Source organism: Vitiosangium sp. GDMCC 1.1324 (genome assembly GCF_003044305.1).
Lineage (GTDB): Bacteria > Myxococcota > Myxococcia > Myxococcales > Myxococcaceae > Archangium.
Window position 1 is genome coordinate 681,931 of record NZ_PZOX01000001.1, and the last position, 13,571, is coordinate 695,501.

Annotated in this window: 15 protein-coding genes and 1 riboswitch; of the genes, 14 read left to right on the forward strand and 1 reads right to left on the reverse strand. The window is 69.8% G+C overall.

What is annotated here, in order from left to right:
• Positions 1-120: 120 nt before the first annotated feature.
• A complete protein-coding gene (locus tag DAT35_RS02595) occupies positions 121-1,953 on the forward strand; it encodes an ATPase (RefSeq protein ID WP_108065264.1) in 1,833 nt (610 codons plus the stop codon).
• 37 nt (positions 1,954-1,990) lie between these two features.
• Here the strand turns inward: DAT35_RS02595 and DAT35_RS02600 are convergent, their stop codons facing one another.
• Positions 1,991-2,656 carry a DUF6304 family protein gene (locus tag DAT35_RS02600; RefSeq protein WP_108065265.1) on the reverse strand — a complete coding sequence of 222 codons (666 nt, stop codon included), beginning with the start codon at positions 2,654-2,656 and terminating at the stop codon, positions 1,991-1,993.
• Between the two features lie 72 nt (positions 2,657-2,728).
• Positions 2,729-2,938: riboswitch (cobalamin riboswitch) on the forward strand.
• Between the two features lie 29 nt (positions 2,939-2,967).
• Between DAT35_RS02600 and DAT35_RS02605 the strand changes: the two genes are divergently transcribed.
• From DAT35_RS02605 to cobJ, 13 genes are read left to right on the forward strand one after another with little or no spacing between them, the layout of a single operon-like run.
• Positions 2,968-3,819 carry an energy-coupling factor ABC transporter permease gene (locus DAT35_RS02605; protein WP_233261263.1) on the forward strand — a complete coding sequence of 284 codons (852 nt, stop codon included), beginning with the start codon at positions 2,968-2,970 and terminating at the stop codon, positions 3,817-3,819.
• Positions 3,816-4,034, forward strand: coding sequence for a hypothetical protein (locus DAT35_RS02610; protein WP_108065267.1), 219 nt, complete (start codon positions 3,816-3,818; stop codon positions 4,032-4,034). Before DAT35_RS02605 ends, DAT35_RS02610 begins: the two co-directional genes overlap by 4 nt.
• Positions 4,031-4,666, forward strand: a complete 636-nt coding sequence (locus DAT35_RS02615) for a CbiQ family ECF transporter T component (protein WP_158501519.1) — start codon at positions 4,031-4,033, stop codon at positions 4,664-4,666. Before DAT35_RS02610 ends, DAT35_RS02615 begins: the two co-directional genes overlap by 4 nt.
• Positions 4,663-5,520 carry an energy-coupling factor ABC transporter ATP-binding protein gene (locus DAT35_RS02620; protein WP_158501520.1) on the forward strand — a complete coding sequence of 286 codons (858 nt, stop codon included), beginning with the start codon at positions 4,663-4,665 and terminating at the stop codon, positions 5,518-5,520. The genes DAT35_RS02615 and DAT35_RS02620 overlap by 4 nt, the downstream gene beginning before the upstream one ends.
• The gene (locus DAT35_RS02625; RefSeq protein WP_108065270.1) at positions 5,517-6,725 is read left to right on the forward strand and encodes a CbiX/SirB N-terminal domain-containing protein; all 1,209 of its coding nucleotides are present in this window, start codon (positions 5,517-5,519) and stop codon (positions 6,723-6,725) included. Before DAT35_RS02620 ends, DAT35_RS02625 begins: the two co-directional genes overlap by 4 nt.
• Before the next feature lie 9 nt (positions 6,726-6,734).
• Positions 6,735-7,109, forward strand: coding sequence for a DUF3209 family protein (locus DAT35_RS02630; protein ID WP_108065271.1), 375 nt, complete (start codon positions 6,735-6,737; stop codon positions 7,107-7,109).
• Positions 7,110-7,113: 4 nt separating this feature from the next.
• On the forward strand, positions 7,114-7,851 hold the full coding sequence (locus DAT35_RS02635) for an FAD-dependent oxidoreductase (RefSeq protein ID WP_108065272.1): 738 nt from the start codon (positions 7,114-7,116) through the stop codon (positions 7,849-7,851).
• Positions 7,848-8,957, forward strand: a complete 1,110-nt coding sequence (locus tag DAT35_RS02640; protein ID WP_108065273.1) for a cobalt-precorrin-5B (C(1))-methyltransferase — start codon at positions 7,848-7,850, stop codon at positions 8,955-8,957. The genes DAT35_RS02635 and DAT35_RS02640 overlap by 4 nt, the downstream gene beginning before the upstream one ends.
• Positions 8,954-9,607 carry a precorrin-8X methylmutase gene (locus DAT35_RS02645; protein WP_108065274.1) on the forward strand — a complete coding sequence of 218 codons (654 nt, stop codon included), beginning with the start codon at positions 8,954-8,956 and terminating at the stop codon, positions 9,605-9,607. The genes DAT35_RS02640 and DAT35_RS02645 overlap by 4 nt, the downstream gene beginning before the upstream one ends.
• Entirely contained in the window at positions 9,604-10,854 is a 1,251-nt protein-coding gene (cbiE, locus tag DAT35_RS02650; protein WP_108065275.1) for a precorrin-6y C5,15-methyltransferase (decarboxylating) subunit CbiE, read from the forward strand. Before DAT35_RS02645 ends, cbiE begins: the two co-directional genes overlap by 4 nt.
• Positions 10,851-11,615, forward strand: coding sequence for a precorrin-2 C(20)-methyltransferase (gene cobI / locus DAT35_RS02655; protein ID WP_108065276.1), 765 nt, complete (start codon positions 10,851-10,853; stop codon positions 11,613-11,615). Before cbiE ends, cobI begins: the two co-directional genes overlap by 4 nt.
• Positions 11,612-12,751: a cobalt-precorrin 5A hydrolase gene (locus DAT35_RS02660; RefSeq protein ID WP_108065277.1), complete on the forward strand. Its 1,140-nt coding sequence runs from the start codon at positions 11,612-11,614 to the stop codon at positions 12,749-12,751. The genes cobI and DAT35_RS02660 overlap by 4 nt, the downstream gene beginning before the upstream one ends.
• The gene (cobJ, locus tag DAT35_RS02665) at positions 12,744-13,571 is read left to right on the forward strand and encodes a precorrin-3B C(17)-methyltransferase (RefSeq protein ID WP_108065278.1); all 828 of its coding nucleotides are present in this window, start codon (positions 12,744-12,746) and stop codon (positions 13,569-13,571) included. The genes DAT35_RS02660 and cobJ overlap by 8 nt, the downstream gene beginning before the upstream one ends.

Consider the following 13,571-nt stretch of genomic DNA (forward strand, 5'->3'; position numbering starts at 1 on the left):
GGCAAGCTAGCACCGCGCCTGTTCGAGGGGAGTCCGCGTCCCAGCCTTCGTTTTCCGGGTCGTGATCCAGGTCTCCCAGCGACTTCCTGCTAGACTCGGCTGCCTCAACACGGAGCAAGCATGGCCGAGCAGCGGAGGCCGGGGGCCACTCCCCCCGGATTCGAGTCCCCCGATTTCGAGACCGACACCAGCCGCACCGTCACCCCCCGGGAGACCCCCGCCGTTCCCTCGGGGAACGTGCTCTCCGCGCCTCCCCGGCCCCGGGTACCTCCCGGGCAGGGTCCCGCCGCTCCCGGTGGTCCGGCCCGGCCTCCCCCGGCTCCGGGTGCCCCCGAGCGCCGTCCCGTCGGTCCCAGCCCCTTCCTCGAGCGCCGCGCTCCAAGCCCCCCGAGCCCCGAGGCGCGTCGCGTCATCTCCAACCTCCCGACGGAGCAGCTTCCCCCCGTGCCCGCCGATCAGCGCCGCACGGCCCCGCCCGCGCCGCCGTCCATGGACCTGCCTTCCGTGATCGTCGATCAGCGCCGCACGGCCCCGCCCGTGCCGACGTCGGAGCTGCCTCCCGTCCCCGTCGAGCCGCGCCGTCAGACCTCCGGTGCGATGCCCGCCGCGAGCCCCGAGCGCCGCAGCATGACCGGCACCATGCGCCGCGCCGCCGTCCCCGAGGGTGGGGGGGCGTCCAGCTCGCCGGGCTTCTGGCCCAACCAGCCGCGCACGCTCGCGGAGACGGGTCTCACCGCCACCATGGTGGAGGAGCTCGTCCTCAAGGCCATCTTCTTCGCCGGCGAGATGCGGGGCATGGACATCGCCAACCGCCTCAAGCTGCCCTCCACCATCATTGATGAGATCCTCGAGGGCCTGCGCCGCCAGAAGTACATCGACATCCGCGGTGGTGGCGGATCGGGCGTGGGCAAGTCCACGATGATCTACCAGCTCACCACGTTCGCCACCGACGTGCTGCGGCAGATCCTCGACCGCAACCGCTACAACGGTCCCGCTCCCGTTTCGCTCCAGGAGTGGATCGACGTCGTGAAGAAGCAGACCGTCCGCGGCAACCGCATCACCCGCCAGCGGATGGAGGACAAGTTCGGCGACCTCATCATCCGCGACTACATCTTCGACGGCATCGGCCCCGCCATGAACTCGGGCCGCGCCATCTTCTTCTACGGGCCCCCCGGCAACGGCAAGACGGCCATCTGCCAGGGCATGGTCAACTGCTTCGACGGGGAGATCTTCATCCCCCATGCCATCCTCATCGACGACTTCATCGTCCGCATCTACGACAGCATCCTGCACAAGCCCATCGAGGATGATGGCTCGCAGCCCTATGACCGGCGCTGGGTCCGCTGCCGCCGGCCCCTCGTCGTCGTTGGTGGTGAGCTCACCCTCGAGATGCTCGACCTCGTGTACTCGCCCGAGGTCAAGTACTACGAGGCTCCCTTCCAGATGAAGGCCACCAACGGGATGTTGCTCATCGACGACTTCGGGCGGCAGAAGGTCTCCCCGAAGGATCTGCTCAACCGGTGGATCGTCCCGCTCGAGAGCGACGTGGACATGCTCACCCTCCACACCGGCAAGAAGGTCCAGGTTCCCTTCGACGTCTTCGCCGCCTTCTCCACCAACCTCGAGCCGAGTGATCTCGTCGACGACGCCTTCCTGCGCCGCGTCCGCTACAAGCTCGAAGTCCAGCCTCCCGACGAGGAGCTGTTCCATCAGATCTTCGAGGTCATGTGCCGCAAGCGCGGCGTGCCCTATGACGCCGACATGGTGCAGTACCTCATCGACGCCCATTACAAGCCCGTCGGGCGCCGCTTCGCCGCGTGCCAGCCGAGAGATCTGCTCGATCAGATGATCGACATGGCGTACTACCGCGGCATGGCACCGCAGTTGGATCAGGACCTCGTCGACTCGGCGGTGCGCAGTTACTTCGTCCGGTTCGACAAGGAGAAGCGCTGAGCGGGGACGGGGCGGGGGAGAGCCTCGCCCCCACTCGCTATCCGCGGTAGCCCGTGCCCGGCTTTCGCAGCTGGAACTCCGGGCACAGGTACGTCTCCTGGACGTACTCCGTGAGCGTGTTCCAGACGCGGAAGATTCCCGTCTTGTCCCGCACGGAGAGGTATTCGGCCTTGTTGTCGCGGAAGCATGCCAGGCAGCCGAACAGGCCATGACCGTAGGGGCTGTAGTCGGAGAACGCGCAGGTGATGCAGGCGCGCAGGTGCACCCCCTCGGGGAGCTGCCTTGCCAGGTCGAGTAGCTCGTCCTCGAACCACCCGGTGTTGCCTCGTGACTGGTACGTCTTGCCGCCGAAGCTCAGCCGCAGGTGCAGATCTTCCTGGTCGAGCCCCCCGCGTGGGCCAGGCACGCCGAGCACGAGCCGTGACTCGAGGACCGCGCCCGACACTCCCTCGGGCCCCGAGAGCTTCAGGGGAATGTGGAATGTCAGCTCGCAGCCGCAGAGGCAGTTGTGATGCAGGCGGAGATTCGCGCGCGCTGCTGCCTCGGCTCCGTTCACGGGCTCCAGCATGTCGAAGTCAGTCCCGGCGAGCGCCACGCCTCGCACGACGACCAGGAGCGAGCGGCCGTCGCTGAGGAACTCGATGGGCTCCGTGCCGTAGGTGTCACGATACGTGCCGGGGAATGGGGTTCGCGTTTCAGACATGACCCTCAGCTCTGTATGAATTGAGCATTCCGTTGACAGAAGCCCGAAGCCTCCGGTACTTGGCGCGCGACAACTGAATCCAAAGCCATGGGTGCCCGCACGGTGTGGGCATAACAGGGAAGCCGGTGTGAATCCGGCGCGGTCCCGCCACTGTAAGTGGGGAGCTGCCTCCGATGTAACCACTCGACGCCTCGGCGCCGGGGAAGGTGGAGGTGGCGCTGAACGCCAACAGGCGTTCTGAATCCACGAGCCAGGAGACCTACCCACGGCTGTTCGACCCCACCTCTCCGTGGAATGAGAGCGAGGTTGCCATGCCGGGTTTCTCCGGGCGTGGATGTGGTGCCGCCCTCCGGCGCTGCTTCCAGGTCCTCTTCCAGCCAGCGTCCGTCCCCCCGCCCCAGGCGGTGTCTTCGCCCTGTGTTCCTCGGGCGATGTCCCCCATGGGGCTGCTCGCGGTGCTCGTCCTGCTGCTACCCCACCCGGCGCATGCCATGCACCTGGCGGAGGGGCTTCTTCCACTCGGGTGGGCCGCGGGTTGGACCGTCTCCGTCCTCCCGTTGCTCGCGCTCGGGGTGATCCGGCTGCGGCAGCGCGTGGCCGAGAGCCCGCTCTATTCGCCCTTCGTGGCGATGCTCGCCGCCGCGGTCTTCGTCGTCTCCTGCATGCCCGTGCCGGTCCCCATCATCGGCACCTGCTCGCACCCGTGCGGCACCGGGCTCGCCGCCGTGCTCATCGGCCCGGTGATGACCGTGCTGGTGACGTTCGTGGCGCTGCTGCTCCAGGCGCTCTTCCTCGCCCACGGAGGGCTCACCACCCTGGGCGCCGACATCTGGTCCATGGGCATCGTGGGGGGCTTCGTCGGCTACGGCGTCTTCCACGGGCTTCGTGCGGTACGCGCTCCGCTCGGAGTGGCGGCCTTCGCCGCCGGCATGTTGTCCGACTGGGCCACCTACGCCATGACGTCCTTCGAGCTGGCCTCGGCGCTTCATGGAGCGCAGCCCCTAGGCAGCACGGTGGGAACACTGTTCCTCGCCTTCCTCCCCACCCAGCTTCCGCTGGGCCTGCTCGAGGGGGCCCTCACCGCCGGCGCCGTCGTCTTCATCTCCCGCCGCCGGCCCGCCCTCCTGCGCTTCCACGCCCTCACCGCTCCCGTGACGCCATGACTCCGCTCCTCGCCTCCGTCGCGAGCTGGCCGGGCGTCGACGAGCACGTCGTGCTTCCGTTCGCCGAAGCCGCAGGCCGCGCTCCCCAGCCGCCCGTCATTCCCCTGGAAGGGGATGCGCTCCTCTTCGCCTTCCTCTGTGCCGGGCTCGTGGGGGGCTTCTTGATCGGTTACCTCTACCGCGCCCTGTTCGTCGAGGCGGGAGGACGGACGTGAGCCGCGCCTCCCTCCTGCGCGAGCGGGTGGTGGGGCTCGATGCCCGCCTCAAGTTGGGGAGTGCACTGCTCGCCCTGCTGGTGGCACTCGCTGGTCCCGCACCGCAGACCGCCCTGGGCGTGGCGGGGCTGGCCCTGCTCGTGTCCCTCGCCGTGGGTGAGCGGGGAGGGGTGTTGCTTCGTCGGCTCGGGGTGGCCGCCTTCAGTGGCGTGGCGGTCTGGGCCCTGCACTGGCTGTTGCAACCGGAGGCGGGCGGAGCCTGGGTTCCCGGGCTGGTGTTGGGGGCGCGCGTGGCCGCGGGTGCCACTGTCTTTGGTCTCCTCACCTCGCTGACTCCTCCCTGGGCCCTGGTGGGGGCGCTGCGCGCATGGCGGGTGCCGGCCCCGCTCGCCGAGGTGCTCGCGCTCGCGGTGCGCTACGCCACCGTCCTCGAGCGATCGGCTCGTTGTGCGCGCGAGGCCCAGGTCCTCCGCCTCGGTTACCGGGGCGTGCGCCGCGGTCTGCACTCGCTCGGAGCGCTCGGGGGTCTCACCCTGGTTCGCGCCTTCGATCAGGCTCATGCCACCGCCGAGGCCATGGCCGCTCGCGGATGCAGGGGGACTCTGCTCCCTCGCTCGGGAGAGCATCCGTGAAGGCCGCGCTCGCACTCGAGGCGCTCGCGGTGGGAAACCCCGACGGCCCCGTCATCCTCTCCGCCCTCTCGTTCGAGGTGCTGCCGGGGGAGGTGGTCGCGCTGCTCGGCGCCAACGGGTGTGGCAAGACGACGCTCCTGCGCGGCATCGCGGGTCTGGTGCCGGAGCGCGCGGGCAGGGTGTGGTTGCGCGGACAACCGGCTCCGCGTGGAGCGGTGGCGCGGGCCGAAGCGGGACTCGCGCTCGCCTTCCAGAATCCGGATGACCAGTTGTTCGGCGCCACGGTCGGTGAGGACGTGGCCATCGGTCCACTGCATCAGGGCCTTGCCCCTGACGCGGTGCGGGCGCGGGTGGACGAGGCGCTCGAGGCCACCGGCCTGGCCCACCTGGCGGGCCGCTCCATCGAGGCGCTCAGTTTCGGGGAGAAGAAGCGGGCCTGTCTCGCGGGTGTGCTCGCGATGCATCCGGCCGTGCTGCTTCTCGATGAGCCCACCGCCGGGTTGGACCCGGTGGGCGAGCGCGAGACAGCGGGTCTGCTGCGGCGCCTCGCTCGCGAGCGCGAGGTGGCCCTGATCGTCTCTACCCATGCCACCGACGAGGTGCCCTTCTTCGCCGACCGTGTGGCCATCCTCGGCGAGGGGCGGCTGCTCGCCTTCGGCTCTCCCTCCGAAGTCTTCCGGGACGCGGCGATGTTGGCTCGGGCCCGTCTGCGCGCACCGGCCGTCACCGAGCTGTGGGCCCATCTGGCGCCCTTCCTCTCCGGGCCGGCGGAGGTTCCGCCCCTCACGGTCTCCGAGGCCGCCAGCCGCCTCCGTTCCATCCTCGTCCCCACCCGCCAGGAAGTGCACCCGTGAGCACCTCTCGTCCCAAGCGCGGCATCCTCTTCGTCGGGCACGGCAGCCGCGATGCGCTGGCCATCGCCGAGGTCCACCGCTTCGTGGAGGCCTATCGCGAGGCCCATCCCGGGCTGTGTGTGGGGTTGGGCTTCGTAGAGCTCACCCCGCCGGCTCTCCCCGAGGCGCTGGATGCCCTCGCCGCCGAGGTCGAGGAGGTGCTCGTCGTTCCGCTCTTCCTCTTCACCGCGCGGCACGTGAAGAACGACATCCCGCTGGCGCTCGCCACGGCTCGTCAGCGGCACCCGCGAGTGCGTCTCCTGGCGGTGAAGGCCTTCGGTGTGCATCCGGACCTCTCCCAGCTGGCCTTCGAGCGCACCGAGGCGCGCACCGGGGAGCTCACCCCTCAAGACGCCGGGCGCACGGTGGTGGTGATGCTGGGGCGTGGCTCGTCGGATCCGGACGCGAACGGCGACTTCTGCAAGCTGGCCCGGCTCTACGCGGAGGGGAGGGGCTTCGCTCAGGTGCAGCCGGCCTTCGTCGGCATCGCGCGGCCCTCGCTGGAGGAGGCACTGGAGTGGGTGGCCCGGGCGCGGCCGGATCGCATCCTGGTGGTGCCCTATCTGCTCTTCACCGGAGTGCTGTTGCAGAAGATCCACGCCCAGGTGGCCCTCTTCGCGGAGCGCTACCCCTGGCTCCGCGCCGAGGTGACGCCCCACCTGGCGGACGGCAGTCTGTCACCGCTCGTCCAACACGTGGACCGGCGCATCGAGGAGGCGCTCGCGGGTGGAGTGCCACTGCCCTGCGATGGCTGCCAGTACCGCGTTCCGCTCGCGGGCCTGCAGGAGAACGTGGGCGGACTCAAGGCGCTGCTCTGGAGCATCCGCCACCGCGAGACGCACACCCAGGCGGCGCCCCATCCGCACGCCCACCGCGCGCTGGAGAAGCACGTGCTGGTCTGCGGCAACGCCGACTGTGCCGAGCGCGGCGGGGTGGCGCTGCTCGAGGCGCTGCGCCGCAAGCTCAAGGCGGTGGGCAAGGCGCGGACGGTGCGCGTCACCCGGACCGCCTGCATGGGCCGCTGTGGTGAGGGGCCCACCGTGGCCGTCTATCCGGACGGCATCTGGTACCGCGGGGTGACGGAGGCGGACGCCGAGGAGCTCGTGAACGAGCACCTGGTGGGCAATCGCCTCGTGTCCCGCCTGGTCGACAACATCATGCAGTGAGGAGGAAACATGGCCTGTCACGAGCTGGCGGCGCTGCGGTTGGCGCTGATGAACATCCTGGGAGTGGACGATGCGGCCGAGCGTCAGCACGAGCTGGCCGAGCTGGGCACCGCGGCCGAGCAGCCCGGTCCCGTGCGCTCGCTCATGCAAGCGCGCGATCTGGCGGGAGTGCAGCGCTTCTTCGAGGCCTCGCTGGTGCAGCTGCAGGAGCGGGTCTCCGCGACCCGGGCGGATGATCCGAAGATGCCCTACCTGCGCTCGCTCCTCGTCCTGACCAAGTCGGTGGAGTTGGATCTGCGGCGCCAGACCGAGTCGCTCCAGCGACTGTGGAGGGATCTCGAGGAGGTGCACGACTTCACCCACGAGATCTACCCGAGGGACTAGCGCCATGGCCGTCTCCCGCATCGCGCGCATCCTCTCCACCGCGCCCATGGGCGAGCGCGGGCGGCTCCTCCATCTGCAAGTGCAGGGCGAGGAGGCGCTCGGCTTCACCGGGGGCCAGTACCTCATCTTCAACACCGGAGTGCCGCGCGCCGACGGCAAGGCGCACAAGCGCGCGTACTCGCTGGTGTCGAGCGATGAGGACCAGCGCACCTTCAGCCTCTGTGTCTACCGGTTGGCCGAGGGACCCGGTTCGGCGGTGCTGCACGAGGCTCCGGTGGGCACGGAGCTGCCGTTCAGCGGTCCGTGGGGCAGCTTCCTCCCGGATGACTCCACGCCTCGGAGCACGCTGGTGGTGGCCACCGACAGCGGCATCACCGCCGCGCTGGGGTTGCTGCGAGGCCGCGCCTTCGCTCCGCAGCGGACGCGGACACAGGTGGTGTGGTTCTCCGAGTCGCCCACGGTGTTCCTGCCCGCCGCCTGGGTTCGCCAGGAGGTGGAGGCGCTGGGATGCCGCTTCCAGCACCACAGCTGCCCGCCGCCGAACCATCCGGAGCGCACCGCGCACGCCCTGGCGCTGGCCCTGGAGGCCGCTCGAGCCCACGCAACCGAGCGCGTCTACCTCTCGGGTGACGGGGCGGTGCTGCACCCGCTGAAGCAGTCGCTGGTGGACTCGGGGCTCGAGGCGGGTGGCATCCGGCTGGAGTCCTTCTTCAACAATCCGGCCCGGAAGGCAGCGGCATGAGCGAAGCGCCTCCCGCCCGTGACAAGCGGGGCTCGCGCACCGGTTTCACCACCGGGGCCTGCGCCGCCGCCGCGGCCAAGGCGGCCACTCGCGTGCTGGTGCGCGGCGAGCCTCTCACCCACGTGGAGACGACGCTGCCCAACCGGCAGCAGGTGACGTTCTCCCTGCACCGTTGCGAGTGGGACGGGGACAAGGCCCGCTGCGGCATCATCAAGGACGCGGGGGATGATCCGGACTGCACTCACGGCGCCGAGCTGATCGCCGAGGTGCGGCTGACGGACGACGGGCGGGTGGTGCTCGAGCGGGGCGAGGGGGTGGGGATCGTCACCAAGGACGGGTTGGGACTGGAGGTGGGCAGCCCGGCGATCAACCCGATACCGCGCCGCAACATCACCGAGATGGTGCTGGAGGAGCTGCCCGAGGGACGGGGCGCCATCGTCACCATCCACGTCCCCCGAGGCGAGGAGATGGCCCTGCAGACGCTCAACGCGCGCCTGGGCATCCTCGGAGGCATCTCCATCCTGGGGACCAGCGGCATCGTCCGGCCGTACTCGACCTCCGCCTACAAGGCGAGTGTGGTGCAGGCCATCGACGTGGCCCGGGCACGAGGCAGCACCGAGCTCGTCTTCACCACCGGAGGTAAGTCGGAGAAGTACGCCATGGCCCTCCTGCCTCACCTTCCGGAGGAGGCCTTCATCCAGGTGGGCGACTTCATCGGTGTGGCCATCCGCCATGCCACCCGGCGCCAGGCGGCCCTCGTCCACGTGGTGGGGATGATGGGCAAGCTGTCCAAGATGGCCGATGGGCGCATGCAGACGCACGCGGCCGGCTCCGAGGTGAACATGGAGCTGCTGGCCAGCCTGGCCGCAGAGGCGGGGGCTCCGGAGACCCTGGTGGCCGACATCCGGGCCGCCAACACCGCCCGCCACGTGCTCGAGCTGTGCGCGGCCAACGGCCTCACCCACATCACCGGCCTGGTGTGCCGGCGCGTCGTCGAGCAGTGCACCCGTCATGCGGGCGGGCCGCTCGAGGTCCACGCCACCCTCGTCGACTTCAACGGCACGCTGCTCGGGCAGTACCCCGAAGAGAGGAGACACGCGGCATGAATGACATGCGGCAGATGACGACGCTCGGGCGTCGCATCGAGGACGAGAGCTTTTCCATCATCGACCGCGAGGCCGGTCCCCACTCCTATTCGCCCGGCGAGTGGCAGGTGGTGCGGCGCATCATCCACGCCACCGCGGACTTCGAGTTCAAGGAGTTGGTCCGCTTCTCTCCCGACGCCCTCAAGGTGGGCACCCTCGCCCTGCGTGCCGGAAGCCCGGTGTTGGCCGACGTGAAGATGATCCTCGCCGGCCTCAACGAGGAGCGGCTCGCTGCCTACGGCTGCCAGACGCACTGCTTCATCTCCGATGCGGACGTCATCGCCGCGGCCCGCGAGGCGGGCTCCACTCGCGCCATCGAGTCCATGCGCAAGGCGCATCGGCTGGGGCTCCTGAGCGGGGCCATCGTCGCGGTGGGCAACGCGCCCACGGCGCTCCTGGAGGTGGCTCGACTGGTGAAGGAAGAGGGGGCCCGCCCGGCGCTGGTGGTGGGCGTGCCGGTGGGCTTCGTGTCGGCGGCGGAGTCGAAGGAGGCGGTGCTCGAGTTGCCGGTGCCGTACATCGCGGTGCGAGGGCGCAAGGGAGGGAGCACCATCGCCGTGTCCATCATCCACGCCCTGCTGATGCTCAGCGCCGAGGAGGCGCGGACATGAAGCCGGTGGTGGTGGTGGGCATCGGTGACGATGGTTGTCTGGGCTTGTCGGCTCGAGCGGCCAACGCGGTGGCCCAGGCCCGGGTGCTGGTCGGTGGCAAGCGCCACCTGGAGTTCTTCCCCCAGTTCTCCGGGGAGCGTCTCTCCTTCAGCGGGGGCATTGGCGCGACGTTGGAGCGGGTGGCCGAGCTCGCCCAGGAGAACCAGGTGTGCGTGCTCGCCTCGGGAGATCCGCTCTTCTTCGGCATCGGCGCGCAGGTTGCTCGCAAGGTGGGCGCCGAGCACGTGGAGTTCATTCCCCATCCCTCGTCGATACAGCTGGCCTTCGGCCGCATCGGCGTGGCCTGGGACGATGCCGAGGTCATCTCCCTCCACGGCCGTCCTCGCGAGGGACTGTGCACGCGGCTGCGCCCCCTGGCCAAGGTGGCGCTGCTCACCGACGCCGAGAACTCGCCCCCGGTGCTGGCTCGCCACCTCCTGGAGTATGGCGAGCGCGGTTTCACCGCCTGGGTCTGCGAGAGCCTCGGCAACCCGGAGGAGCGGGTCCGCTGCTTCTCGCTGGAGGCACTCTCGGAGTGCACGGACATCGGGCCTCTCAACGTGCTCGTCCTTTTGCGGACGGATCCGAGCTGGCGCCCACCACCGCGCCTGTCCTTCCTCCACGAGGACGCCTTCGCCAAGCGCATGCCCAAGAAGGGCCTCATCACCAAGCGCGAGGTGCGTCTGCTGTCCCTCGCTCAGATGGAGCTCCGGGCCGACAGCGTGGTGTGGGACATCGGCGCGGGTTCGGGCTCGGTGGGCATCGAGGCGGCGCTGCTCGCTCCGAGGGGGCGGGTCCACGCCATCGAGGTGGACCCGGAGGGCGTGGCCCTGTGCCGGGAGAATGCGATCGCCCACGGGGTGGATAACCTGCGCGTCATCGAGGGGCGTGCCCCGGAGGCGCTCGAGGGACTGGAGGCGCCGGACGCCGTCTTCGTCGGCGGCAGCAAGGGCAGCATGCGCGACATCATCGACGTGGCCTTCACGCGTCTGCGCGAGGGAGGCCGGTTGGTGGTCAACGCCATCACCCTGGACAACGTGGCCGAGGCCTACGCGGCCTTCCGGGCACATGGCGTGACACCGGAGGTGATGCTGCTCAACGTGTCTCGCGGCGAGCCGCTCGCGCATTACCTCCGTTACGAGGCGCAGAACCCCATCCACATCTTCGCGGCCACCCGGCCGCCCGCAGCACTGGGAGACGAGGCATGAGTGGCGTGTTGATTGGCGTGGGGGTGGGTCCGGGGGCGCCCGATCTGATGACGCTCCGGGCGGTGAACACGCTCCGGGCAGCGGACGTGATCGCGATTCCCCGGCGCTCGGCCTATGACGAGTCGTTCGCCTGGCGCATCGCCAAGGACAATGTGGGCGAGGTGCCCGGGCAGGAGCGTCTCTTCCTCACCTTCCCGATGACGAAGGATCCGGAGCGGCTGCGTCCCGCCTGGGAGGAGGCCTACGCGCAGCTGGCCCCGCGCCTGGCGGCGGGCAAGCGGGTGGCCTTCATCACGGAGGGAGACCCGCTCATCTACAGCACCTTCATCTACCTCCTGGCCGAGGCACCTCAGCGCTTCCCCGGAGTCCGCACCGAGGTGGTACCCGCGGTCTCATCGATCACCGCCGTGCCCGCGGCGGTGCAGGTACCCGTGGCCGATGGACAGGAGCGCATCGCCGTCCTGCCGGCCACCTACGGGGTGGAGGACCTCACCCGCGTGCTGCGCGACTTCGACACCGTGCTGCTGATGAAGGTGAGCTCGGTCATGGCGCAGGTGGTGGAGGCGCTCGAGCGCGAGGGGCTGCTCGAGCGCGCCGTCTATGTGTCTCGTGCCTCCACCGGGCAGGAGAAGGTGGTGCGCGATCTGCGCAGCATCCGCAACGACAAGTGCGACTACTTCTCCATGGTGGTGGTGGCGAAGAAGGATCGCAGTGGCGTGCTCGCTGGCCGCGTTCCCGTGGCGGCGGGGGTGGCCTCGTGAGTCTCCCCGCGGCTCGCAAACCCTACGCCGTCTACGCCATCACCCTGCACGGGCTGGGCATCGCCGAGCGGCTCCTCGCGGGGCTGCCCGATGCGGACCTCTACGTCTCCGAGAAGCTCATGGCCCGGGCTCCCTCGAGCGCCCTGCCCATGCCGTTGCCCATGGGGCCCACCCTGTCTCGCACCTTCACCGCCTACGACTGCCACGTCTTCATCATCAGCGTGGGCGCGGTGGTGCGGATGATCGCCCCGCTCCTCGAGGACAAGAAGGTGGACCCGGCGGTGGTGTGTGTCGACGACGCCGCGCGCTTCTCCATCTGCGTGCTGTCCGGACACGTGGGCCGGGGCAATGTCTTCACGGATCGCATCGCCGGAGTGCTCGGGGCCACCTCGGTGGTCACCACCGCCTCGGATGTGCGGGGCACCCTCACGGTGGACATCCTCGGCCGGGAGCTCGGCTGGCGGTTGGATGACCTGGAGCGCAACGTCACGCGCGGCTGCGCCGCGGTGGTGAACGAGACCCCGGTGCTCTTCGTCCAGGAGGCGGGCGAGCCCTCCTGGTGGCCCGAGGACAAGCCGTTGCCTCCGGGCGTGCGGTACTCGCGCACCCTCGAAGGGGTGGATCCGGCCGCGTGGGAGATGCTCCTCATCGCCACCGACCGGGACATCCGCGAGACCCACCGCACCCACTGGGAGAATGCGGTCATCTACCGGCCTCGCAGCCTGGTGCTGGGGATTGGTTGCGATCGCGGCACTCCGGAAGAGCTGGTCGAGCGGGGCGTGGCCCAACTGCTCGCACAGGCCCTGCTGTCACCCGCGTCGGTGAAGGCGGTGGCCACCGTGGACCTGAAGGCGGATGAACCCGCTCTGCTCGCGCTGTGCCAGAAGCACGGTTGGGCACTCCAGACGTACCCGGCCGCCGAGCTGGACGCGGTGCCCGTCCCCACGCCGTCGGAGACCGTGAAGCGGCACGTGGGCACCCGTGGCGTGGCCGAGCCGGCGGCGCTGCTCGCCTCTGGAGCGGCCGAGCTGCTCGTCCGCAAGCAGATCTACACCGAGCCCGGTGCCGGACGCTCCATGACGTTCGCCGCCGCGCGCATTCCTCATTCCCCTCGAAAGGAGCTCGTTCATGTCTAGCGGCGGAGTGCTGTCCGTCGTCGGAATCGGGCCGGGTGATGGGGCCCACGCCACGCCCGCGGCCCTCGAGGCCATCCGTCAGGCGCAGGTGGTGGTGGGCTACCGCACCTACGTCAAGCTCGTGCGCCACCTGCTCGAGGGCAAGGAGGTGGTGCAGACCGGCATGACCGAGGAGATTGGCCGGGCCCGCTCGGCGGTGGAGCGTGCCCGCGCCGGTGCCAACGTGGCGCTCATCTCCTCCGGAGATGCCGGCGTCTATGGCATGGCGGGGCTCGTCTTCGAGGTGTTGCGGGACATCGGCTGGACGCGCGGGCAGGCGCCCACCCTCAACCTGGTGCCCGGCATCACCGCGGCCAACTCGTGCGCCTCGCGCGTGGGAGCGCCGCTGGTCCACGACAGCTGCACCATCTCCCTGTCGGACCTGCTCACCCCCTGGCCCGTCATCGCGAAGCGCATCGAGGCGGCGGCGTCGGCCGACTTCGTCATTTCGCTCTACAACCCCGCGAGCGGGCGGCGCACCCGGCAGATCGTCGAGGCCCACTCCATCATCCGCCGCTACCGCGAGGGCACCACCCCGGTGGCGCTGGTGAAGGGCGCCTACCGCGAGGCGGAGAAGGTGGTGATGAGCGACCTCGATCACTTCCTGGACTACGAGATCGGCATGCTCACCACCGTCATCGTGGGCAACTCGCACACCTTCCTCTTCGAGGGCTACATGGTGACGCCACGAGGCTACACGCGGAAGTACACCCTCGAGGGCGACGTGCTGCCGGGACAGCAGCCGGGCCGCTCCCTCGTCATCCGTGGAGAGGAGGTCTAG